Source organism: Maribacter confluentis (assembly GCF_030505015.1).
Lineage (GTDB): Bacteria > Bacteroidota > Bacteroidia > Flavobacteriales > Flavobacteriaceae > Maribacter > Maribacter sedimenticola.
Genome location: NZ_JAUKUC010000001.1, coordinates 3,811,651 through 3,834,665 on the forward strand (window position 1 = coordinate 3,811,651; position 23,015 = coordinate 3,834,665).

21 protein-coding genes are annotated in these 23,015 nt (G+C 32.7%); 1 reads left to right on the forward strand and 20 read right to left on the reverse strand.

Annotated features, from left to right (window positions below; translation table 11 throughout):
* Positions 1–7: 7 nt before the first annotated feature.
* From Q2T41_RS16745 to Q2T41_RS16800, 12 genes are all read right to left on the reverse strand, one after another.
* A complete protein-coding gene (locus Q2T41_RS16745) occupies positions 8–1,198 on the reverse strand; it encodes a glycosyltransferase family 4 protein (RefSeq protein WP_304437012.1) in 1,191 nt (396 codons plus the stop codon).
* Positions 1,170–2,303, reverse strand: coding sequence for a non-hydrolyzing UDP-N-acetylglucosamine 2-epimerase (wecB, locus tag Q2T41_RS16750; RefSeq protein WP_304437013.1), 1,134 nt, complete (start codon positions 2,301–2,303; stop codon positions 1,170–1,172). Before wecB ends, Q2T41_RS16745 begins: the two co-directional genes overlap by 29 nt.
* An 18-nt stretch (positions 2,304–2,321) precedes the next feature.
* Complete coding sequence (locus Q2T41_RS16755) at positions 2,322–3,455, reverse strand: polysaccharide biosynthesis C-terminal domain-containing protein (protein ID WP_304437014.1); 1,134 nt, start codon at positions 3,453–3,455, stop codon at positions 2,322–2,324.
* Positions 3,456–3,465: 10 nt separating this feature from the next.
* Positions 3,466–3,891 carry a sugar epimerase gene (locus Q2T41_RS16760; protein WP_304437015.1) on the reverse strand — a complete coding sequence of 142 codons (426 nt, stop codon included), beginning with the start codon at positions 3,889–3,891 and terminating at the stop codon, positions 3,466–3,468.
* Positions 3,892–3,894: 3 nt separating this feature from the next.
* Positions 3,895–4,899 (reverse strand): polysaccharide biosynthesis protein, encoded by a 1,005-nt coding sequence (locus Q2T41_RS16765; protein ID WP_304437016.1) that lies wholly within the window; start codon positions 4,897–4,899, stop codon positions 3,895–3,897.
* Between the two features lie 10 nt (positions 4,900–4,909).
* Positions 4,910–6,127 carry a glycosyltransferase gene (locus tag Q2T41_RS16770; protein WP_304437017.1) on the reverse strand — a complete coding sequence of 406 codons (1,218 nt, stop codon included), beginning with the start codon at positions 6,125–6,127 and terminating at the stop codon, positions 4,910–4,912.
* 9 nt (positions 6,128–6,136) lie between these two features.
* Entirely contained in the window at positions 6,137–7,306 is a 1,170-nt protein-coding gene (locus Q2T41_RS16775; protein ID WP_304437018.1) for a glycosyltransferase, read from the reverse strand.
* Positions 7,307–7,330: 24 nt separating this feature from the next.
* Positions 7,331–8,227 carry a polysaccharide deacetylase family protein gene (locus Q2T41_RS16780; protein ID WP_304437019.1) on the reverse strand — a complete coding sequence of 299 codons (897 nt, stop codon included), beginning with the start codon at positions 8,225–8,227 and terminating at the stop codon, positions 7,331–7,333.
* 96 nt (positions 8,228–8,323) lie between these two features.
* Entirely contained in the window at positions 8,324–9,346 is a 1,023-nt protein-coding gene (locus Q2T41_RS16785) for a hypothetical protein (protein ID WP_304437020.1), read from the reverse strand.
* Positions 9,347–9,405: 59 nt separating this feature from the next.
* Positions 9,406–10,440, reverse strand: a complete 1,035-nt coding sequence (locus Q2T41_RS16790; protein WP_304437021.1) for a hypothetical protein — start codon at positions 10,438–10,440, stop codon at positions 9,406–9,408.
* Positions 10,441–10,585: 145 nt separating this feature from the next.
* Positions 10,586–11,455, reverse strand: coding sequence for a glycosyltransferase family 2 protein (locus tag Q2T41_RS16795; RefSeq protein WP_304437022.1), 870 nt, complete (start codon positions 11,453–11,455; stop codon positions 10,586–10,588).
* A 5-nt stretch (positions 11,456–11,460) separates the two neighbouring features.
* Positions 11,461–12,630 (reverse strand): O-antigen ligase family protein, encoded by a 1,170-nt coding sequence (locus Q2T41_RS16800; RefSeq protein WP_304437023.1) that lies wholly within the window; start codon positions 12,628–12,630, stop codon positions 11,461–11,463.
* 106 nt (positions 12,631–12,736) lie between these two features.
* Here Q2T41_RS16800 and Q2T41_RS16805 point away from each other — a divergent pair, with 106 nt between their 5' ends.
* On the forward strand, positions 12,737–13,729 hold the full coding sequence (locus Q2T41_RS16805) for an O-fucosyltransferase family protein (protein WP_304437024.1): 993 nt from the start codon (positions 12,737–12,739) through the stop codon (positions 13,727–13,729).
* Between the two features lie 23 nt (positions 13,730–13,752).
* Here Q2T41_RS16805 and Q2T41_RS16810 read toward each other — a convergent pair whose 3' ends face one another.
* From Q2T41_RS16810 to Q2T41_RS16845, 8 genes are all read right to left on the reverse strand, one after another.
* Entirely contained in the window at positions 13,753–14,394 is a 642-nt protein-coding gene (locus Q2T41_RS16810) for a CatB-related O-acetyltransferase (protein ID WP_304437025.1), read from the reverse strand.
* A gap of 28 nt (positions 14,395–14,422) precedes the next feature.
* Positions 14,423–15,022 carry an acyltransferase gene (locus Q2T41_RS16815; RefSeq protein WP_304437026.1) on the reverse strand — a complete coding sequence of 200 codons (600 nt, stop codon included), beginning with the start codon at positions 15,020–15,022 and terminating at the stop codon, positions 14,423–14,425.
* A gap of 5 nt (positions 15,023–15,027) precedes the next feature.
* A complete protein-coding gene (locus Q2T41_RS16820; RefSeq protein ID WP_304437027.1) occupies positions 15,028–15,963 on the reverse strand; it encodes a hypothetical protein in 936 nt (311 codons plus the stop codon).
* 3 nt (positions 15,964–15,966) lie between these two features.
* Complete coding sequence (locus tag Q2T41_RS16825) at positions 15,967–17,397, reverse strand: lipopolysaccharide biosynthesis protein (RefSeq protein WP_304437028.1); 1,431 nt, start codon at positions 17,395–17,397, stop codon at positions 15,967–15,969.
* Between the two features lie 76 nt (positions 17,398–17,473).
* Positions 17,474–18,568, reverse strand: coding sequence for a GDP-L-fucose synthase family protein (locus Q2T41_RS16830; protein ID WP_304437029.1), 1,095 nt, complete (start codon positions 18,566–18,568; stop codon positions 17,474–17,476).
* A 5-nt stretch (positions 18,569–18,573) separates the two neighbouring features.
* Positions 18,574–19,689 carry a GDP-mannose 4,6-dehydratase gene (gene gmd, locus Q2T41_RS16835; protein WP_144800222.1) on the reverse strand — a complete coding sequence of 372 codons (1,116 nt, stop codon included), beginning with the start codon at positions 19,687–19,689 and terminating at the stop codon, positions 18,574–18,576.
* 228 nt (positions 19,690–19,917) lie between these two features.
* Entirely contained in the window at positions 19,918–20,859 is a 942-nt protein-coding gene (locus Q2T41_RS16840) for a nucleotide-diphospho-sugar transferase (RefSeq protein ID WP_304437030.1), read from the reverse strand.
* Between the two features lie 87 nt (positions 20,860–20,946).
* Positions 20,947–22,977, reverse strand: coding sequence for an Ig-like domain-containing protein (locus Q2T41_RS16845; protein WP_304437031.1), 2,031 nt, complete (start codon positions 22,975–22,977; stop codon positions 20,947–20,949).
* Positions 22,978–23,015: the final 38 nt, after the last annotated feature.

Below are 23,015 nucleotides of genomic sequence, written 5' to 3' on the forward strand. Positions count from 1 at the left end.
GTTCCTATTAAAAAAGTTTACTGAATTTATTCAGTATAATTTCCTTGGCATAAAGTTCTTCTGCCAATATACGTGCTTTATCACTTTTTAATTGATAATCTGAAGTGCCACTATTCACTATTTCAATAATTACTTGTTCTATTTCCTTGGTATTACCCGCTTGTGCAAACCAACCTATATTGTGTTCTGATATTAATTGGTGAATTTCTGAACCAGGGTCGCCAATATATAAAATTGGTTTACCTGCTGCCAATAAGTTATAGCATTTGGAAGGAACACCCAATCCAAACATATGCTCCGTTAATGATATAACGCCAATTGTAGCTTTTGCCATAAACTCATTTTGTTGCTCTCTAGGTAGCCATCCCAATTTCTGAACATGATTTAGCGCGTGTGATGATATAAAATCCGAGATGGATTTTTCTACCGCCCCAGAGCCAATAAATGTAAAGGTGTAATTATAGTTTTTTGTAGCCAATAGTGCATTGAGCAGTACATCTAATCCTTGTAACCTTCCTAAATTACCAGCAAAAAGAAAATTTGGGATCGTATTTGGCAAATCATTTTTTTGGATATTAACGGTATCTGCCCAATTTTCAATTATTGTAATTTTTGAAGCTCCTTTAGTTTTTTCCAAAAATAACTTTTTCATGTCCCTGCCCAGAACAATCAATGTATCCATTTTTAGATACGCTTTTTTAAAAATGGATCTTAACAACTTATAGACAATAGATGTATTTGATTTCAATACCCCTGCAATGATTAAATTTTCAGGAAAAACATCATGGACCAAAAGTTTAATGTTCCATGATTTTTTTCTAATGTAAAAACTTGATAGAACAAAGAGAATCAAAGGATTGGTGACCATTAATATTTCACTATTGGCCGGAATATGTTTTTTCATCAATCGCATCATTTTCCAACTAGTGGAAAAGACACCATAAATTCTAGAGAAAAAATTATTCTTGTTATAGTTAACGTAATTACCCCTTGTGATTTGAATATCTTCCAAATTCGCGGTGGCCTTATATTCTTTTTCCTCATAGAATTCTGGACCGGCTATTACGGTTACCTTGTTGGTTTTGGCAAGTTCCTTAGCAATTTCTGTCATAATATACCCTGTAGATATTGTTTCAGGGTAAAAAAGCTCAGAAACTACAAATAGTTGTTTATTTTGACCAGACAACTCTATTGACATAACCTGTATATGAAATTATTATTCGTACCATTTTTTCCGAAACATTGGGCATGGAATAATCACTTACCTGTCTAAAATTTCTATTAGGATTACGTTGTTGTTTGTTCAATGCGGCCAAGCCTTGCATAATTCGTTTAGGCTCAAGGCCTACCATCATTACCGAACCTTCTTCCATAGCTTCCGGTCTTTCATGGGCCTCTCTAATATTAAGGGCCCTAAAATTCAAAATCGATGATTCTTCGGAAATGGTTCCACTATCAGACAGAACCGCGTATGAGTTCAACTGTAGGGCATTATAATCAGAAAATCCTAATGGTTTTAAAAATTGAATAAGTTTATGGGTTTCCAATTGTTTTACGTCTAACATGTTTCTAGTCCTTGGGTGGGTAGAAACTATGATGGGATATTGATATTTTTCCGCAATTTGATTCAAGGAAGTAATTAATCCCTCAAAATTCTTTGGGTTACTTATATTTTCTTCCCTATGCGCAGATACCACAAAATATTTATCTTTTTCAAGCTTAAGTTTTTCCAATACTTTGGAAGCTTCGATCTTGGGTGTAAATTGGGTAAGTACCTCGTACATAGGACTTCCGGTCTTTATAATACGATCTGCAGGAAGCCCTTCCCTTAAAAGATATTCTCTTGCAATGTCACTGTAAGTTAAGTTTACGTCAGCAACATGATCAACGATCTTTCTATTGGTTTCCTCCGGTACCCGTTGGTCAAAACATCTATTGCCGGCTTCCATATGAAAGACAGGTATCTGTCTTTTCTTGGCAGGTATGGCACAAAGGCAGGAGTTGGTATCTCCCAATACCAAAAATGCATCTGGTTTAATTTCTTCGAGCAAAGGGTCGATCTTAATAAGGATATTACCTACCGTTTCCGTTGCATTTTTTCCAGCGGCATTCAAAAAATGATCAGGTTTCCTAATTTCAAGGTCTTCAAAGAAAATTTCATTTAACTCGTAATCATAATTTTGACCGGTATGAACTAAAATATGTTCAATGGCATCACTAGCATCCAATGCATTCAAAACACAGGCTAGTCTAATTATTTCAGGTCTTGTGCCTACTACGGTAAGTACTTTTAGTTTTTCCAAAATTGTATGTTTATATTTTTAAACGTTTTCAAAATAGGTATCGGCATCTTCCGGGTCATATGGTTCATTGATCCAAAATAGTGTAATCAATTCTTCGTCCCCTATATTTTTTATGTTATGGGTATACCAAATGGGCATATCTACATAAGCAGGTTCTGTTCCGTCCAGATAGTAATCAATAACTTCATCCGTGCCAATTTTTCTTAGTTGTATCAATGCTTTTCCACTTATCACTGCAAAGCGTTCCGCCTTTCTTGTATGAAAATGGTTTCCCCTTGTGATGCCGGGAACGGTAGTGGAGAATGAAAATTGACCGCTGGTATTGGTTTTTGCAATTTCCACAAAACTTCCCCTTGGATCGGTATGTTTTGTATATTTTACAGGATAATGATCTATAGGAACATAGCACCTAAAGGTGTTGAACAAGGCTTTTTCAAATTCATCCTCCAAATTTGGAAAGATGCCTTTTTCCATATAGTTGTTCTTAAAACCAGTAATCAATGATAACAGTTCAGAAACTTTTTTCTTGCTTGTTGGTTTAATATTCAGCTCATAACTGTTCGCACCTATTTTTTTCTTTTTCTGATCAGAATGGATACCGTCTATTATAATTTGAACTAATTCGTTGACATAAATCAAGGATACCTCTCCATCATTTATTATTTGTGGTTGCTCCCCGTGTGTTACCTTATAACAAAAAGTAGCAACTACAGAATTGTAATTTGGTTTTCCAAAGGGTCCAAATACATTGGGTATAGTGAGCGAGGTTAATTGTCCTTGACCTTTACTGGCCCATTCCATTAATCTATTTTTGCCTTCTTTCTTGGATTTACCATAAAGATTGTCCTTGGATTCTTGCGTAGATGAAGAAAACAAAATATGCGGCTCATGATTGGTATTAACGCAAGCGGCTATCAACTTTTCAACCAATTCTATATTGGTATCATAGATTACTTGTTGGTCGTCATGACGGTTCATAGCGGATAAATGAACAATAGTATCACATTGCGATACAAAATTTTCTAAATCCTTTGTATTTTCAAAATAGGAGCGTTGAAACGGAATTAATTTTATCTTGTCACTTAATGATAAGGTTGTAAATAAATGATTTCCAACAAATCCGTTCTGACCTGTAATACCAATTGTCTTCATTTTCTCTCTTTTAATTTATAAATGTCCAATGTTCTACCGGAAATCTATAATCGTCATTTTTAGAATCCTCTAAACTGTAATTTGAAAATACGGTAATCTTGGAATTTTTCTCTAATGACCTAATACCTGTTGCATAACCACCTGGTAAAGCTAAAAAGCATGGTTTACTACTTTCCAAGACTATTTTTTGAGGTACCAATAGGGGAGAAGAGGCCTTAAAATCAGCTACTTTAACAAGGTTGATGTTAAAGCTACCTTCATTACAATAAAACCATTTTTTTTCAAATTGATGTCCTTGCCATGCCCTTATCAATTCTGTTGAGGCTGGGCAAATTTCATACATTCTGACAATTTCTGCCATATCAAGACTATTGAAGAACTTTATGGTTCCCCTTTCGTCCGTATGTATTGCACCATCATATATAGTATGTTCCATGAACTATAACTGTTCTTTAATATAACTAAGATTCAATAATAAGTTTTTCAATGAATCATTGGTCAATTGATCGGTATTATGTGAATGATAATCTTCAATAGTACTAACATCGGTTTCACCTTCAGAAAAATACCTGCTGTAATTTAAATCTCTGTTATCTGCCGGAATTCTGTAAAATTCTCCCATATCTTCCGCTTTCTGCATTTCTTCCCTGGTACACAAGGTTTCATATAATTTTTCACCATGCCTAGTACCTATAATTTTTATGGGATTGTCCGCATTCAATATTTCCTTTATGGACTGTGCCAAGTCACCGATCGTACTGGCAGGAGCCTTATTTACAAAAAGATCACCTTGATTACCATTGGTAAACGCAAAAAGAACCAAATCTACGGCATCTTCAAGGGACATTAGAAAACGTGTCATTTTAGGGTCTGTAATGGTCAGCGGCAGGTTTTCTTCAATTTGTTTTACAAATAATGGAATGACCGAACCTCTTGAAGCCATTACGTTACCATATCTTGTAAGACAAACAATGGTTTCGTTATTTGGAATATTCCTAGATGCGGCAACGGCAACTTTTTCCATCAATGCCTTACTGATACCCATTGCGTTGATTGGATATGCCGCTTTATCTGTACTTAAGCAAATAATGCGTTTTACCTTATGGGCTATTGCGGCATCAATAGTATTTTGGGTTCCAAATACATTGGTCTTTGTAGCTTCAAGTGGAAAAAATTCACAAGAAGGAACCTGTTTTAATGCAGCGGCATGAAAAACATAGTCTACACCGCTCATGGCGTTATAAATACTATTATAATCCCTTACATCACCTATATAGAACTTTATCTTATTGTTCTTAAGGGTGTTTCTCATATCATCCTGCTTTTTTTCATCTCTACTAAAGATTCTAATTTCTTTAATATCGGTTTCTAAAAAACGGTTTAGAACAGCGTTTCCAAAAGAACCTGTACCACCAGTAATCAATAAAGTTTTGTCTTTAAACATAAAAGTATTTTTAATTGCCCAATAAGGGTTGGTATAGTTTAATATATTCTAAATATTGTTTTTCCTTATTAAATTTATCTAGCGCCATTGTAACACAATGTTCTTCAAAATGAGATTTACCTGAATCCTTAACTTGTGCTATAGCACTTACTGCTTCTTTGAGATTGCCTTGTTCAACGACCATACCTGTTTGTTGAGTAACGGATTCAACGCTACCTCCGGTATTATAGGTTATAATTGGCGTGCCACAGGACAAAGCCTCTAAATTTGTGGTTGGAAAGGTATCGGCATATGTTAAATTTACATAGACATCTGCCAAAGTATATAACTCTGCAAGTTCCTCTACATTGCTCGTTCTAGGAATGGCAATCACATTATCAGGTAGCATTTCTGCCTGCTTTTTTGTGACACCGACCATGACAATAGCATACTCATTGGAAAGCATTTTTGCCAAATCTATGAAATCATAAAACCCTTTGCCCTTATCCCACACACTACAAACTCCTAAAACAACGAATTTATTTTTTAAATTCAATGTTTTTTCCAGTTCAGGATTTTTTCTAGGTTTAAATATTTCTTGGGAAACTCCATTTGGAATTACTTTAACCGTGTGTTCCTTAAGAAATGATTGGTTTACCAAGTTGGCCAACCAACTAGATGGAGTAACAATGGTCAAGTACTTTGGATAATTGAACAATCTTTTTTTATCCTTGTAATTTTGTTTTGATCGGTCCAATAAAACTGAATTGGGATATGTGTTGGTCTGTGGGCACGAGTGACATTGCGTTAACCATTTGGTACAGCCCACATGTTCAAAATGCGTACAATGACCCGTTATTGCCCATGCATCGTGAAATGTCCATACTACGGGAATGTCAGCATCTTTTAAAAAACTAAAAAGTACCTCAATATTTATATAATAACCATGAAGGTTATGTATTTGAATTAGATCGGGCTTAATTTCCTTGATTTGGGATACTAATTTTTGAGTCGCTTTTTTTGAGGAAAAGCAATGGTCGTCAAATAACCGTGTTGATAAAACATGGGTATATATATCTAGGTTATTCCCAATTCTTATGACCAATGAATTGCTTTTACTTTCTGGCTGCCTGCCATAGGCAATATAGCTTTCATTGCCAGATTCCATTATTAAATCGCCAATATCGTTGGCAATTTTTCCAGGAGAGGCATAACCAACAGTTGTATTTATTTGTAGAATTTTTTTCATTTAAATAAATTAAACAATTGGTGCATTTTGTTGGGCTAGTTTTAAAAACACCTTTTCCTGAAAATATGGGTTGTAATACTCATCTATAATTTTATAACAATTAATTGCAATTTCATCTGTTTTTAGTGGATGTTTAATTAACCAAGTTTTTATTTGTAGATACATATCATCAAGATTATTTTCTTCAAACAAACACCCGTTCATACCATTTTCAATAGCTTCTGCTTCTGGCATTTGATTTGCGTAATTCATATGGGTACAAACAGGAGTTCCATAACTTAATGAATGTATAGCGGTTAAACCAACATTACCAGGAGAAACACAAAGATCAGATTTGCTTAACAACCTACCCATAATATTTTCATCATAACAACTACCATAAAAATGATATGTACCATCTTTGAGTATATTTTGGGCCAAATTTTCCAAATCTTCTCGTTCTGTACCATCACCGATTATTAAAAGATTTAATTCTATTTCTTGCTGTAACCTTTTAACGGTGGTCAACAACGTATCCAATCTTTTAATTTTTGTAAGTCTACCGGTAAACACTAATGTGGGAATTTTGGTAGATTTAAAAAAAGGAAAAACTTCTTCTTTGGATAAATTTTTTAATTGCTCCCTCTGGCTTTTATGATAGTCATAAGTTAATGAATTAAATAGTACATGAATAGTAGATGGTTTTAGTCCATTGTTAATCAATAAACCTTTAGATCTTCTTTCATAAACTAATTGAGAATTGGCTAGCTTATAAAACAATACCCTTATAAACCGTTTAATTGTTCCTTCATTTCCATAGAGGCCGTGGCCTCTAAAAGCTACCGGGATTCCTCTAAGCCTACATATTATTGCACCGATCCAATTAGAGATAATCAAAAATTCTCCCAAAAGAACTATCAAATCGGGTTTCTTTTTTAGCATGCATTTTGAAATAACACCTTTTTGCCAAACCAAGTATTTACTTTTTATCCAAATGTTCTTTATGTTAACATCAATATGGTTTTTGTATGGCTTATATTTTTCAGTACTAAAATCTACTGTTTTAATTCCAAGATTTTGATTTTCCCCACATGAAAAAAACAAGTTGAACTCCTCACTTTTTAATAATTGATATATCATAGGCTCCATATAATGCGGAGCTATGTTATTTATAAAGTGTATGGTAGGTTTTAAATTCATTTCTTAGAAACTATAATTTTCTAGTTATTTCCAAATTGCTGGTAGGAAATTATTTTGAACATTGGCCCCATCAATACTTTTTTTCATAAAATGTTTGATGTGGTTTAATTTCCACCCACCAATAATATGGTCTCTCCGTGGAATAAATTCATTTTCCTTTATAATACTCCCATCACTTATGTGAGCACCTCTTACGCCAGATGAACAAGAATAGTATCCTGTTTTAAATACCATATCATAAGCATCTTTGGTAAAGTTGGAAAACCCTCCGTAGGTATATGCAAAATGAGGGATGTCTCCACAAGAAGCGGTCAATATAGATTTACATTGGTTTAAGTTGTCCTCGAATTCGTTTAAAGTCAATTTAGCAACATCTTCATGGTTCATTGTATGTGCTCCAATTTCATGACCTTGTTTCAATAGGGTATCCAGGTCTTTCCAACTTAAAAACTCTACTGGTGGCATATCCAATCTAGTCTTGCAAAATTCAGCTGCCTTGCTTACCGAATCAATACCAATAGAATTGGGATTTACGAAAAAACAGGCTTTGGCTCCATAATTATTCAAAATTTCCGCAGCTTTCAAATTACTTTTAAGACCATCATCTGAGCTAAAGGAAATATAGGGTTTGTCAATATTACCGGAAAGTACTTTGTTAATAGCATCAGTATGTGATAAAAATGTGTGCTGTTTTGAAAGTAAATTTAAAAGTTGGTCAAAATTGGTTTCCTCATCCTCAAAAATATGATGTATGTATAAAAAATGTACTCTTGGAGTTTTAAATACCTCCTCAAAATCTACATTGCGTTCTTTTAAAGAAATTATATCTAATGCTACATTACGGGCAAAACTTCTTAATTGAGCTTTTTTGGACTGCGCCCAGTAATTTTGTAATTCTTCTAGTTTGGTTATGTATTGCATTTTGATCGTAATTATATACTAAACGGAGGAACCTAAGTAATAGTATGAATTATTTTAAGGATTGAAAAGTAAGTCTTACCGTGTTTAATCAGCAGGTTAACTTAGGTCGCACAATAGGGCTTTACCATCATATTTTTTTACGGCTTCCAAAAAAATATGAACGGCATCTAAAGATTGCTTTCCATCTGCAAAACCAATGATTCCAAATTTGAAATATTTCATAGTCCAATTGTCTTTTTCAAATTGTTTGATAGATACCCAATTCTTTAAATCTTTTGTAATATATAAGTGTGCATTATTATCCAGAACACCAGGGCCAATTTCTCTTGTTGTTGTGGCAAGATAGGTAGTATCGTCTATCTTTTTTGTATACCATGCGGGTCCCATTAGTTTTTGGCCAATTTTAATGGTTTCTGTCTTCCTGTCAAAAATAATATGATGAGACGGTTCTATTGGACTATCCATTAGCCAATGAACCTTTTCCTTGGTGAATATTATACTACATGTTCTGTATTTTTGTTGTCCGTCACCAATCTTTTTTACTTCTGTGAAATCTTTATTGGCTACTAACAGCCAACTTTCATCCTTGAAATCTCCAGTACAAACCCATATTTTGTCGGTATACTCATCGTAATAACAGCCATGTACATGTTTTATACTTTTTTCTGGAAATGTATAGATTTCTTTCCATGATAGCCCGCCATCAATACTACGGTAAACAGGTACCGTTGTCCTTTCATTATTTGCACCATATTCGCCAAAATAGATATATCCTTCTGGAGTACTATTTATAGATTGGTGCATTACATTTCTACAGTTCCTTAATTTAAGGGTTTCTTTTAAAGCTTTAGTGCTACTGTTATAGTGATAAACAACACCTTGTCTAATAAGTATTAAGTTGTTCTTATGATAAAAAACATTGCATTTATCAAGTCTTAACAGTCTTCGTGTAATTCTAAACAGTCCAAAAACTCTTTTAAAAAAATTTTTTTCAGGTAGTTTGAAACTTACTTCCTTTTCGTCTGTTTTTATAAATATAGTTCTGTATCTGGAGGAGATTAAGGTGTCTTGTTCTGCAAAATGAATGATTTCCCTATTACTCTGCTGTATAATTTTCATTTTGTAAAATGAGTTGTGGTTGTTAGCTAAAAATTAGTTTCGGTAATGTTAATGGTCAATCATTTTTTAACCCCAATTTTAGTTGCAACCCTTAAAAGGCTCTGCTTAATTTTTTTAATATATTCCGTTTTATGATTTTTAGGGTTTAGCATCATATTTTCAGCATAGGAAACGTAGTCCTCATGATTTTCAAATTCAATTTTATTGTTTACAATTGCATTGAACATTCTTTCAAAACCTAAGCCTTTTTCATTAGGTAAATGCCAAATCGATCTGTATACATCTTTTGGATCTATATTTCTATAATAGTTGTGGTTTGTCCACATACGTTTAATATGTTCATCGAGACCTCCTATTAATGCTTTGTATTTGTAATAAAAATAGGACAGTACATGGGCTTCTTCATTAAACCTAAGTTCGTCATTTTTGAACCTTGTAATTAATTGTTGAAACAAAGCCGGAAAATCTTGAGCTACTTTTTTAACGAATTTTCCGCTGCACAATAATACTTCACCACCAGAATAATAGGGTGGTTCAGTGCTGGAAATTCCAAATTCATTGAATAATTCTTTTAATTGATATCCATTAAGACCATTTATGCTATATTTTAAATCTCTATTGACAACATAGGTCAGCGCCATTCCATTTTCGTCCAATTTTTCAAATAAAAAATCACAGGATTCACGGAATATACAATCAGAATCTAGCATTAAAAAATTATCCGAATCACCAATACTTTTTGATAATTCCTCAATTATGGAAAATTCAAAAAATTGGTTTCTAAAGGTGTTGAAGTAACCGTTGGGTAGGGGATATTTATTTTTGACTGTAACTACCTCTATATTATTTTCTTGAAAAAAAGTTTCAATATTAAAGCCATTAACCAATGGTAAATTGGCAGTATTGGTGAACAAAATATGCTTGTGTTCTTTATGGAATAACAAAGATGTTTTAAAGAAAACAATCACGCATCGCCAATAAATGGCTTGAAATTCTGGCGAGTTACTTGCTGCTTTTACACTGTTGTTCGGATATTTAGATTTCTCTTCTTCACTATCCAAATATACCCAAGTGGAAATTATTTTATTTTTCAAAATAGATTAGTTTCAAGATTTAACGTTTGAAATGCAATTTTGTTTTAATACCTCAATGCATCAAATTTTCTAGTAAGTTCAAATTTCAGAGAAACATTTATTTTTTTGTTTCAAAAATTTATATGCAATGCCTTATTGATTAAAATTACCTGCTTTTATGAAATTTGGTGTACAATGCAGGAAAAACTAATTTTATAAGACTTGAAGTAATAAAGAAGGGAACTCGTATTGGAAAATGATTTTTCATTAAATTTAAATTAGACCTAGAGTCTATACCCGTAGGATTGTTCAGATGCTTTAACCGTTTTTTAAATGACATTTTCGCGAAACCTTCATAAAGGTAAACATGTTCATTCTCGCAAACACCACAAAAATTTGGCATAATAACTACCGGTAAATTTTTCTTGACCGCCCTTAACGTATAATCATAATCTGCTACACCGTGAATATAGTCAGTAGATAAAATACCAATCTGCTTGACTACATTCTTGGAAACAAACATAATATTTGCATTGCCCAATTCACATTCCTGTATATTGCCGTTTGGTATAAGATGTTGATATTTTAACATGAATTTATTCAGCAATTTAGCTCCACCATACGTGAGTTTATTTGTATGTGGGTCCATAGTAGACCCTAGATATATGCCTCCAATACCATATTTATTAATTACTTCTTGGTGCGTATCCAATAAATTGCTAAATAATTTTGTATTAACTATGGTATCATCGTTTAGAAGAAAAAATATATCATAATCTTTATTTAATGCTTCGTTCCAAGAATTTCTCATTCCGCCGGCCCAGTATAATTGGCCATTGCCTAGTAAAATAGTAGCTTCTGGATATTTACTTTTAACACTTTCCGCAGTACCATCTGTGGAACCATCGTCCGTTAAATATATACTTAGAGAAAACTTTTGTTCATAACCGTTATAGGCTGTATAAAGGGCTTCTAAAGATTTTAGAGTTTTTTCCTTCCTGTTAAAACAAGTAAGTAATACTGCTATATTTTGCATAAAAATCAAATAGTGTGATCATCTGTTGTAATAGATTCCAAAGTTTTGATTCTACCATTTATAGCTCCTTGAAACATACAGAAAAAAGTAAATAATTCTAAAGAACCCTCCATAATTGGTTCTACGAAGAATTGTAACATAAAACCCATGGTGTAAACTAAAACTTGATTTTTAAACGCTAAATTTTCTAATTTATTCTGTAATAGACCAAATGTGTTTTTAAGGGATATTATTGTATATATTATTAGTAATATAAATGAAATTATTGTTCCTGTTCTGGCCACATCTAACCATAGATTATGAGATAATCCAAATTCTTTAACATTCCACCCTAAAGGTTCTTTAAATAAATATTCTATGGATAATGCCCATCTTTGAGTACGTCCACCTGCCGTGGCAGCCCCATACTCTTTACTTTCCATTCTACCGGCATATGCACTTAAAAGATCGGAATTGAAATCCAAGTTTAAATATGAAATCACCACATTTGTAATTACCAATACCCCAATTACAATCAATATTTTATTTTTTGCCGATACTGAAGTAAATAAAAATAAAATACTAGCGATAAGGGTAAGTAAACTTATTATAATTTGAGTTCTACTCCCTAATCTCAAAACACAAGCTATTGAGGCTATATAAATGGCAATAAGTATAATGTTATATAGCTTTTTTCTTGTTTTAAAAGAAAATAATAATATTGCCGGTATACACATATTAGCAAATAAATACACTGCGGTACCTGTTGCATTTTGCGTATTTCCCCAAATAGAGGGCACATCCCTATCCAATGCTATAAAACCATAGTTAATTATGTTTGACAATACGGATATTAGCGCAATACTTGAATAAATAACGGCAATAATTAAAAAAAGGTTACTAAGATCATTACTATCCTTGAATTTTGATGAAATATGCTTTCCTAAAAGGTAAAAAGAAAATGGGAATACGGCATATATTCCTATATATTGAATACCGCTAGTTGGGTCAAAAGCATAAAATGTTGCGTAGATTAACGAAAACAATAATAATACTGTGCTAGATTTATCGGTTAGTTGAAATATATCTTTGCCTAAAAAAACTAGATAAATTAAAAGAAAATATCCAAATATAAAACCATAATGCATTGGGTCTATCATGTAACCACTAAGTAGAATAAATGGGACTAGACCCATCTTTTTAATTAAATGCATATATACCTAATAGATTTATAGGGGAAGTTTATATTTACGCTTACAATATTACGATTTTTTTTTAGTTAGGTATTTTAAAATAAAACGAATGGAAATCAAAAAGAAAATAATTCTTAGACCTGTTGGCGGACTTTGTAACCGACTTAGGGCGTTAGATTCATTTTTTGAGATATGCAAGAAATATAATTTTGATCTGGAAGTTTTATGGACAACGGATGTAACACTTAATTCAACGTTTGACAGTCTGTTTGATCCAATATCATTTAATGATATTAAGGTGACAATTATTAATTGCCCTGATGGATTTCCAGAGAGGAATTTGGTAAAAATAGGCAAGTCTAGTGCTGGGGATTTTGCCATTGATTTAAATAAAATCAGTAATCCTGTAAAAAATTACATAAAGAAGTTAATTACCACTAAAAATTTATCACTAGAACATAGGAAAATTTTAGCAGAGATAAAGAAGTTGGGTTTTAACGCCGTTATACGTAATGAAAACTTGGATAAAGTTTATCTTCAAAATTCCAGTTTGGAAACGAATATTAGGGTTTTGGACCAAAATTTTATAGATAGAATAACCCCTATTATTTCAGATGCGGTCAATAACAGCAATAAATTATATATTAATTGTTGTTATCGTGTTGCGGAATTAAAATCCAATTATGATTATTTAAGGCCAATTGATAGTATTGGTAATAAAATTAATAGCATTTCTGAAAATTTTGGAGAAAACATGATAGGCCTACATGTTCGTAGAACTGACCATGTAGCCTCTAAAGCTATTAGTTCCAATGATAAGTTTAAAAAGGTTGTAGATGCTGAAATAGAAAATAATGCTGACGTAAAGTTTTATCTTTCTACAGATGACCCTGTATTTAAAGATGATTTTATCAAAGCATATCCTAACAAGATAATTACCAATGATGTAAATTCTTATGATAGAAATAATTCATTGGCCATACAGGATGCAGTTGTGGATTTGTTCTGTTTGTCAAAGACAAATAAGATTTATGGTTCGCACCAAAGTTCATTTAGCCAAACAGCAGCTGATCTTGGAGGAAAAAAAGAAATTATTGTTTAGGCATTAATTATATGGCTGAATTTTTAATTCAGTTTTTTCATAAAATTATCAATATCCGTAAATAAGTGGGCGTTCTCTTTTATCCATTCAAAATCCTTATTCCACCATTTAAAGTCTAATAAATACTTAATTTGTGGCTCAGGAAATCTAAATTTTATGATTTTGGCTGGTACGCCACCTACAATGGCATAAGGAGGTACATTTTTAGTGACTGTTGCGCCGGTGGCAATAATTGCTCCATCACCAACTGTAATGCCGTCCAAAAGCGTTACGTTAGCCCCGATCCAGACATCGTTTCCAATTAGTATAGTATAGGGTTCATTTCCTTCAGTTGGAGTAGGGAACTCAGGAAACAATTGTTTTTGGGTAAAACTGAAACCAACTTGTTTCCTAGTGGAAAAAAAAGAAGGATGGGTGCTTACAAAGGTATGTGTTGGATGATTTCCAAAAACACATTTTACATCTGGTCCTATTGAAGAAAATTTTCCAATTTTTGCATTCATTAAAATGGTATCCCTTCCTAAATAAGAGGCAAACCCAAGTTTACTGTTTATTAGTGCGGCCCGGGTAGATAGCAGGTTGTGACCTTCAAAAATAGAATTTTTTGAAAATTCACAATTTATACCAAAGTAAATGTTCTTTTTTTTAGATAAAGATTTCTTCATCCAAAATTGGTATAAGGAAGACCCTAATCTATGTATGTAATAATTCAATTTTCTTTATAAATTTTGCTGGGTTACCACCCCATATTTCATTGTCCGGTATTGATTTGGTTATAACTGAACCTGCTCCAATTATTGAGTTTTCACCAATTGTTACACCTTTTAGTATAATACTATGGGCTCCAATAAAGGTATTATTTTTAATATGAATTGACTTTGTATTAGGAATATCTGTTTCTGATTTTTTCCTTAAAGTTGGCTGTAAGGAATGAAAGTCTGTGTCGTATATTTTAACACTACCTCCAATTTTTACGTTTTCTCCAATAACTACATTGTCGTGTGCAATTATTGTTGCATTCGATATTCCCGTATAATTGCCGATTTTCAAATTTCCCGTAACTCCTAAATCAATAATCATTTTTGTATCTCCACCAATTGGGTTTGATCTTCTTGATGAATTAAATTTAACTTGGGTTCCTAATTCCAATCTACCCTGGCCTGTAATTAAAATTATACCGGATATTTTAGGAAAATCAGTATAAATAATATCCTTACGTTTAAACGTTATCTTATTAAAAATAAGATTTTTTAATGCGTAAATTTTCCAGTAAATATTTAAAATATAATTCATATTAATTACCAATAGCAACCGTCTTCGACAGCATCTTTTTTAGCGGGGGTCTCGCTTATTAAAGGACGACTCCAATGATTGTTATATAGTTTTGAAATTTCTGGATGATTATCCCAACGAGAACCTTTTATTCCAAATAAAATTTGGGTTGCACCCCCCATGTGAATAGCTTGTTTACCCATTCTTTTGGCGTGTGCTCCAAGAGATAAACCATATGCTCCACAACCAATAATAGCAACATCATAGTCAATTTGGTCCATTTGCTCTTTCATGTAATCCAATGCCTCAAACCAAGTATTGAACTCACTTGGTTGTCCTGCAATTGTTTGGACTGCTTTGATTGTTTTTAATTCAAAATTTGGTAATATTTCCGGGTTTTCAAATAATTCATCTTTCTTTGAATATTGACTTATTATGCTTTCTTCAAAAGGATGGATTACAAGAACTTTTTTTCCTGTAAGAGCTTTGCTCCAAGGATTAGCATGATAATAAGGTTCAATGTCCTTAAGTGGAATTTTTATACGGTTTTTAATTGTCTCTTTAAGCAGATGTTGTTCCTTTAGCCAAACGCCTAAAATGTCTATCTGCTCAATATCTATAAGCGCCTGTTTTGCAAAATTTTCTATAGTTTCCCTATATGCAGGAAATATACCAGCATTTACATGTGCTTGTTGAATTACATTATTGTTTATTTCAAGATTATTGGTTCTCCCTAATATATAATCAAAATATTTACTTGTTCCTTTATTGGTGTTTAAAAACGCAGAGATACATTCAAATTCTACTGCACCAATCCTTGCCACTAAAAAAGGTTTGTTGGAGGATAACAAATTATAAATTTGGTCAGATGCATATTGCCCCTCATAATCAATTTTGAAATTTTGCGTATTACTGGCAAAATAAGAATATAATTTCCTGAATATTTTTAATATAATTTCCATTCTTTACTTTTTGCCCAATCTGTTTATGATGAAATTCTTCAAATAATTAAAATCATTTTTTTTGGTTAAATAGGCTAAGGAATAAAATGATAATGTTCCTACTAGCGTGGCAAATATGATTTTAAAATATAACGAATTAATATTGGAATTTATATATGTCAAGGCTAAGAAAATAACAAGAGCAATAACTAAATATGTATATAGACCCGATAGTTGTTTCTTAATTCCATAGCCTAAAAATTTACCTGGATAATATGCATTGATTATAAAATGGATAATTGAAGTAACGGCCTCTGCAGCTGCAATGTAAATAATACCAAAAGGTAACGCGGCAATAATTAAAACAACTCTTATTATAATTTTAATATAATGTTGTCTAAGAACCAAGTTCGTCTTGTTAAGAACATATAAAATATTAATGTTGACACTTATTAAATTGTTGAAATATCTAGACAAACAGAAAAGTTGTAAAATGGGCACTACCGCAATCCATTTATCTGTCAATAATAAAAGCACAATTGGTTCTGCCAAAACTGCAAGAATAATTGTTATTGGTAATGTAATTAAATGCAATAGTTTCATTACCCTTTCAAATTCAGACCTTAAACTCTTGTTATCCTTGTTTTTAGCCAGAGAGGGTAGGAGAACATTATCTAAAACAGAACCCAGCGTACCAATTGCAACATCCGGAAATTGCATTCCCCGTGTATAAAATCCTAAATCTGCAGTACTTACCACTTTAGCGATAAATAATGATGAAAATTTGCCTACAACAACATTTAATAAGTTGGAAACCATTAGGTTTGAGCCAAACTTAAACAGATTTTTAAAAGATGACTTAGAAAAGTAAATTCGATATTTATAGGTGTTACTTATAGTAAAAAATAACAACATTAATACTGATCTTGATAAGTATTGAAATACCAATGCCCATACACCAAAACCGTTATATGCTAAAAAAATAGCAAATAGGCCACTTAAAATTATTGCACTGGAATTAATTTTTGCAATAGTTTTAAAATCTAAGTCTATACTTAGTAACGTATTTGGTATTGCAAATAAAGCATTTGAGATCAAGACTAAGGAAAGAACTCTTAGAAGAGAGACCAAACTAGGTTCTCCATAAAATGAACTAATATAAGGGGCACAGAACCATAAAACTATATATATACTTGAAGCTATTACCAAATTAAAGGTAAAAACTGTGCTTATATCATCTTTGGACTTATCATTCTTTTGGATTAAAGCCTTTGTAAATCCGGAGTCAATTAAAATTTGGGCTATGGCAGTAAAAACTAATAAAATACCGACAACACCATAATCACTGGGGCTTAAAATTCTTGCTAGAATTATGCCTATGCAAAACTGTACACCTTCATTACCAAATTTTTCAATACTATTCCATATAAATGCAGCTGATTTTGATTTGGTCATTATTAAAATTTAAATAGCATGAAAAGGTAGAACAATTATAAAATCATATAATTGCCAAAAATTATACAGTAATTATTTAACTGTTTTTACTTAAATACCAATTGTAAATATTAAGTATACCTTCTTCCAATTCTATTTTATGTTTCCAGCCCAAAGCATTTAATTTTTTAACACTGGTAAGTTTTTTTAAAGTTCCATCTGGCTTATTTGCATTAAAATAAAAACTACCATTAAAGCCGATTTTTTCTTTGATGGTATTTGCCAAGTCATGGATGCTGATATCTTTTCCTGTACCTATATTTATATGAGTATTTCGAATTTCTTTGGAATCTGATGAATACGTGTCAACAAAATCTCTATTCTCCATTAAAAATACACAGGCATCTGCCATATCCTCTGACCATAAGAATTCTCTCATAGGTTTTCCGCTACCCCAAATTTCTACGGTAACTTCTCCAGAATCATTTTTTGAAATCCCATATTTGTTAAGTATGGCTGTTTTGTCCACTATACTATCATTAGAGGAAACTCCCTCAATAGGTAAGTTGGCCAAATCCTTGTCTATAGTTGCCCAATCATTTTGTTCCAAGGCCTTTCCCAAATGAATTTTTCTAATCAATGCCGGTAAAACATGCGATTTTTCTAAATCAAAATTATCGTTGGGGCCATAAAGATTTGTTGGCATTACAGATATATAATTTGTCCCGTATTGTAAGTTATAGCTCTCACATAACTTAATCCCAGCAATTTTCGCTATAGCATATGGCTCATTGGTATACTCTAGGACATCAGTAAGCAAGTATGATTCATCCATTGGTTGTGGACAGGATTTTGGATAAATACATGTACTACCTAAAAACATTAATTTTTTAACCTTGTTAAGGTAACTTTGATGTACCACGTTATTTTGTATCATCAAATTCGCATAAATAAAATCTGCCCTATACGTATTATTTGCAACAATGCCGCCCACTTTTGCGGCGGCAAGAAAAACGTAGTCTGGTTTTTCCTTTGCGAAAAAACCAGCTACTGCTTCCGTATTTGTTAAATCAAGTTCCGCATGCGTTCGAAAAATTAAGTTGGTATATCCACTTTCCTTTAGCTTTAATACTAAGGCACTTCCAACTAATCCTCGATGACCTGCTACATAAATTTTCGAGTTTTTCTCCATCGTCTCTATTCGAAATAATTTAGGATACGGTATCCACCATCTTTTAAATATTGATCTTTCTGCATCAATTTTACATCACTTTGCATCATATCTTTAACAAGGTCTACTAAATCATATTCTGGTTTCCAACCTAACTTATTATTTGCTTTGCTAGGATCACCAATCAATAGATCTACCTCTGTGGGCCTAAAATATTTAGGATCTACGGCCAAGACTTCTTTACCAATTTCTAACTGATAATCTGGGTTGTTACATTTGGCAACATATGCCTTTTCATCAACTCCCGTTCCCTTAAATTCCAATTCTATACCAACTTCGCTAAAGCACATTCTTACGAAATCCCTTACTGGCGTAGTTTTACCTGTAGCGATAACCCAATCCTCTGCTTCATCTGCTTGCAATATCATCCACATCATCCTAACATAATCCTTTGCGTGTCCCCAATCTCTTTGTGCATCTAAGTTACCTAGGTACATTTTATCTTGAAGTCCCAATGCTATTCTTGAAGTTGCTCTTGTAATTTTACGAGTAACGAAAGTTTCTCCTCTAATAGGTGACTCGTGGTTGAATAAAATACCATTACAAGCATACATTCCATAAGCCTCACGATAATTCACGGTAATCCAATAGGCATACATTTTTGCTACTGCATAAGGACTACGAGGGTAAAATGGTGTAGTTTCACTTTGTGGTACTTCCTGAACCTTGCCATATAATTCAGAAGTTGAAGCTTGGTATATACGAGTTTTTTCAGTTAATCCCAATAACCTTACGGCATCTAATATCCTTAGTGTTCCAAGACCATCTGCATTGCCCGTATATTCTGGCGTTTCAAAAGATACTGCTACATGGCTCATAGCTGCCAAATTATAGATCTCGTCTGGTTGAATTTCCTGTATAAGTCTAATTAGGTTAGTACTATCTGTCATATCTCCATAATGAAGCACAAAATTTCTTTCTGTTTCATGCGGATCTTGATATAAATGATCTATACGGTCTGTATTGAATAAAGAAGAACGTCTTTTTAGACCATGAACTTCGTAACCTTTCTTTAATAGAAATTCACTTAAATATGCGCCATCTTGTCCGGTAACTCCTGTGATTAGTGCGACTTTTTTCATAAATAGAAATTGGTTTGTATTTGTATTTTATTTTTTTATACTTTTTTGAACTAATATGTTCTTTAACGTCATAAACCTGATTAAATTTTGCAAAACTACAAAATACCCTATATTCATCCTTGTATATTTAATTTTATATAGAAGCAATACCCTAATATTATCCATAAATGCATATTATAAATGGGTTTAGGTTCAATACTAAAAATTACAGTGATGTATGCAAAATTTTTAAAATTTGCTTTTTAAATAATTTTTGTAATGATTTATGTCGGTAATTTTTTCTGTTAGAGATTTCCAATTGAAAATTTCCTTACAAATGAATATATCATACTTTTTGTTATTGATGATCGTTTCATTTGTGTTTAAAGGAAACTTAATTTCAGATACTTTATTGTTTAAATAATGTGGGGGAGAGTGGGTATGTGTTCCTTCAGCATCAAATCCTATATTTTTTACCAAATTTTTGCTTGGAACAACACTATAACCTTTATTTATAAATTGAGTAAATGCCCATGGAAAGTCCCAGGCATCTATTTCATCTTTTAGACTTTGGGCAACTTTTTTGTGTAAACCTATAACGGATGCCTTATCCCATTTATGACCGTTAGAAACGTAAGACAAAGGATCAGAGGAATTGAAGTCTTTTAAAACTTCCTTGTATTTCTCCCATCTACTTTTCCATGTGGCCCAGCCCCATGTAAATGAGTATCCTGCATAAAAATAATCCTCATTTTTTAAAGATAGTTTTTCATTTAAATTAATTCCGGTGATACTGAAAATTTCTTTGTTATTTTTAAAATGTTTTAAAAAGTAGTCGCAGAAATTAAAAAAACTTTGTGTGGGTAGAATATCATCTTCAAGTATTATTCCTTGTTCTTCATTTTCAAAAAACCAATTTATAGCGGATAATGGCCCATACTTACAACCTAAATTCTTATCTGAAAATTTGGTAATTATTTTACAATCCCAATCAATTTCTTTAAGAATATAATTCCGAACCTCTTCTGTTAAACCAAAATCAGTTTCGTGTGTAGGTCGTGGGCCATCTGCCGCTACATATAGTTTTTTAGGAGCATATGCTTTTATTGCAGGTAATACTTTCTTGACTTTATCAATTCTATTGAAGACAATCAATAAAACAGATGATTTATCAGTATCAATGTTGTTCATTCGTATCTAAACATTTTAATTTTTAAATATAACGAACAACTATCCTAAAAATTCTATTAGTTGGTTCTATTTTCTTTTTAGATAATACTAATTTGGAATTAAAAAATCAACCAATGAAAATACAGTGTTGCCAAAATCAAAGTTCAATACATTTCCATTTCTGGAATCCCATAGGGTCGAAACCTTGTTTACTCTACAATCTACCATCTTATTTCCATAGTTAGGACGATTTGCCGCAAAAAGCCCTAGAGATAAATTTTCGAAAGTTATATTTTGAAAAGTATTGTTCTCTGCTGGTGAATTGCTTCTTTCCAAATGGTGGAAAACTACGCCGTACATGCAATCCTTGATTTCACCATTAATGAACATATTATTGTTACCTGCATTGGTTTGATTATAAACATTCCATTCGCTGGTATCTCCTCTATCCCATTCCAAAAATTGAATTCCGTTGCCATTGGTTATGGAGAAATTTTCAAATCTGTTATTAGTGGCTCCATTGGCAATTTGGATAGCATTGTGGTATTGTTGTTCAGGAAAATTTCCGGTTATGGAGAAATCCTTAAATACATTACCTTCTACACCTGCATATGACAATTCTAAACTTGTATTGATTATTTTAAAATTTGTAAATACATTATTGTTCATCTTGTGGAAGCCACCTAAACCATGTCCTGGGTGTTCCAGATCACCAACTTTTTCAACAATTAGGTTATCAATTCTATTTCCGCTGCTATCTCCCCATAAGAAAACATAATAATCACATGCATTAATATTGTTGTCAGAATAAACTTGGTTGTTCAATATGGTATTGTTGTCACAAGAATCAAACAATAACCCACCAGTACCAGCATTAATAACAATTGAATTTGTTATGTAAGAGTCATCTAAATAATAGCTTGGAAAAGCTCTTCCACTTTGGGATTTAATTTCAGAGGCTATATTTACAGCAATGATATTATCCAGTTTAATATGGGAGGCCCTATTGCTATATACCCCATAAGACATTTTCCTAATTTGGAAATTACTGATATTAATATATTGTTTTTCAACAATTATGGCGCTACCGGCCCTATTTTCTCTAGCTTCATTAATACCGGATAACGTAGGTAAGTAATTGACATTTACATTATCATTTTGATTTTTATAATCTTGATAAGATACGGTCGCTGAGTTTGAAGCTACTACATCCCCTGGTTGAGAAGTGTATCCTATAAAGGAAATAGGTTGGTTCTCATTGCCTGAATTACTTACTTCTAAATGTCTGTTGCCATAATCACCAGCTTTTACATAAACGATATCCCCAGCTCTTGCTGTTCTAAAAGCATGCGCTATATCCCAAGATGACTGTTCGCTACGTCCGTCATTTGAAGAATTACCATTGGTCGTTACAAAATACACATTTTCACCTGTGGTAGGTACTTCTGTTTTACTGATGGTTACTGAACCTTCTTCAGTTGTTACTTCTCCATCTTCATTAACTTCTTCGGTTACATAAGTAAACGTATCGGTTTCTTCTTCTGTAGTGTTCTCTTGACCAGTAGTTTCTTCTGTTTCAACTGGAGGGTCATTATTATCCGTGGATTCTGTGCTTTCTTCCGTAGAATTATCAGTTTCTGTATTTGTATTTGTAGTTTCCGGTTCTGAAGTTTCTGGCTCAGTGGTTTCCGGTTCCGTAGTAGTTGTTTCCGGTTCTGTTGCGGGTGTTTCTGTCTCTTCAGTTGTGGTCTCAGGCTCCTCAGTCGTTCCTGGCGCAGGTTCCGATACCGGATTGTTTGATGTTTCGTTGTTTACTGGCTCAGCCGATTTTGGCGTGTAAGTCAGTGTATTGTCATCATTAATAGTAATTGTACCAGATTTAGGTAATGAGGTTTCAATAATTCTTACATTGCTCAAATCATCAAAACGATCATTCTGTAAAACATCCAAAATTATTGCATTGTTACTTTGCAAAATAAAGGTGTCATCCAAAACCCTATTTTCTATACCAGCGGTAGGATTGGAATTATTCACTACATAATCTGATAATATATCAGAATCTTTGCTGCAGGATGTTAAAAAAAGAAAGACAAAAGAAAGTAAGAACAAGGTTGTAGGTAATTTTAGGTTAAGCTTCATAACAAGGATAAGATTTAAACGATTTAAACTAATTTGGG

Bases quoted from the DNA above. Each gene is read 5' to 3' on its own strand.
- Q2T41_RS16745 (WP_304437012.1), bottom strand. From the start codon at position 1,198: ATGTCAATAGAGTTGTCTGGTCAAAATAAACAACTATTTGTAGTTTCT.
- Q2T41_RS16755 (WP_304437014.1), bottom strand. From the start codon at position 3,455: ATGAAGACAATTGGTATTACAGGTCAGAACGGATTTGTTGGAAATCAT.
- Q2T41_RS16760 (WP_304437015.1), bottom strand. From the start codon at position 3,891: ATGGAACATACTATATATGATGGTGCAATACATACGGACGAAAGGGGA.
- Q2T41_RS16765 (WP_304437016.1), bottom strand. From the start codon at position 4,899: ATGTTTAAAGACAAAACTTTATTGATTACTGGTGGTACAGGTTCTTTT.
- Q2T41_RS16770 (WP_304437017.1), bottom strand. From the start codon at position 6,127: ATGAAAAAAATTCTACAAATAAATACAACTGTTGGTTATGCCTCTCCT.
- Q2T41_RS16775 (WP_304437018.1), bottom strand. From the start codon at position 7,306: ATGAATTTAAAACCTACCATACACTTTATAAATAACATAGCTCCGCAT.
- Q2T41_RS16780 (WP_304437019.1), bottom strand. From the start codon at position 8,227: ATGCAATACATAACCAAACTAGAAGAATTACAAAATTACTGGGCGCAG.
- Q2T41_RS16785 (WP_304437020.1), bottom strand. From the start codon at position 9,346: ATGAAAATTATACAGCAGAGTAATAGGGAAATCATTCATTTTGCAGAA.
- Q2T41_RS16795 (WP_304437022.1), bottom strand. From the start codon at position 11,455: ATGCAAAATATAGCAGTATTACTTACTTGTTTTAACAGGAAGGAAAAA.
- Q2T41_RS16800 (WP_304437023.1), bottom strand. From the start codon at position 12,630: ATGGGTCTAGTCCCATTTATTCTACTTAGTGGTTACATGATAGACCCA.
- Q2T41_RS16805 (WP_304437024.1), top strand. From the start codon at position 12,737: ATGGAAATCAAAAAGAAAATAATTCTTAGACCTGTTGGCGGACTTTGT.
- Q2T41_RS16810 (WP_304437025.1), bottom strand. From the start codon at position 14,394: ATGAAGAAATCTTTATCTAAAAAAAAGAACATTTACTTTGGTATAAAT.
- Q2T41_RS16815 (WP_304437026.1), bottom strand. From the start codon at position 15,022: ATGAATTATATTTTAAATATTTACTGGAAAATTTACGCATTAAAAAAT.
- Q2T41_RS16820 (WP_304437027.1), bottom strand. From the start codon at position 15,963: ATGGAAATTATATTAAAAATATTCAGGAAATTATATTCTTATTTTGCC.
- Q2T41_RS16825 (WP_304437028.1), bottom strand. From the start codon at position 17,397: ATGACCAAATCAAAATCAGCTGCATTTATATGGAATAGTATTGAAAAA.
- Q2T41_RS16830 (WP_304437029.1), bottom strand. From the start codon at position 18,568: ATGGAGAAAAACTCGAAAATTTATGTAGCAGGTCATCGAGGATTAGTT.
- gmd (WP_144800222.1), bottom strand. From the start codon at position 19,689: ATGAAAAAAGTCGCACTAATCACAGGAGTTACCGGACAAGATGGCGCA.
- Q2T41_RS16840 (WP_304437030.1), bottom strand. From the start codon at position 20,859: ATGAACAACATTGATACTGATAAATCATCTGTTTTATTGATTGTCTTC.
- Q2T41_RS16845 (WP_304437031.1), bottom strand. From the start codon at position 22,977: ATGAAGCTTAACCTAAAATTACCTACAACCTTGTTCTTACTTTCTTTT.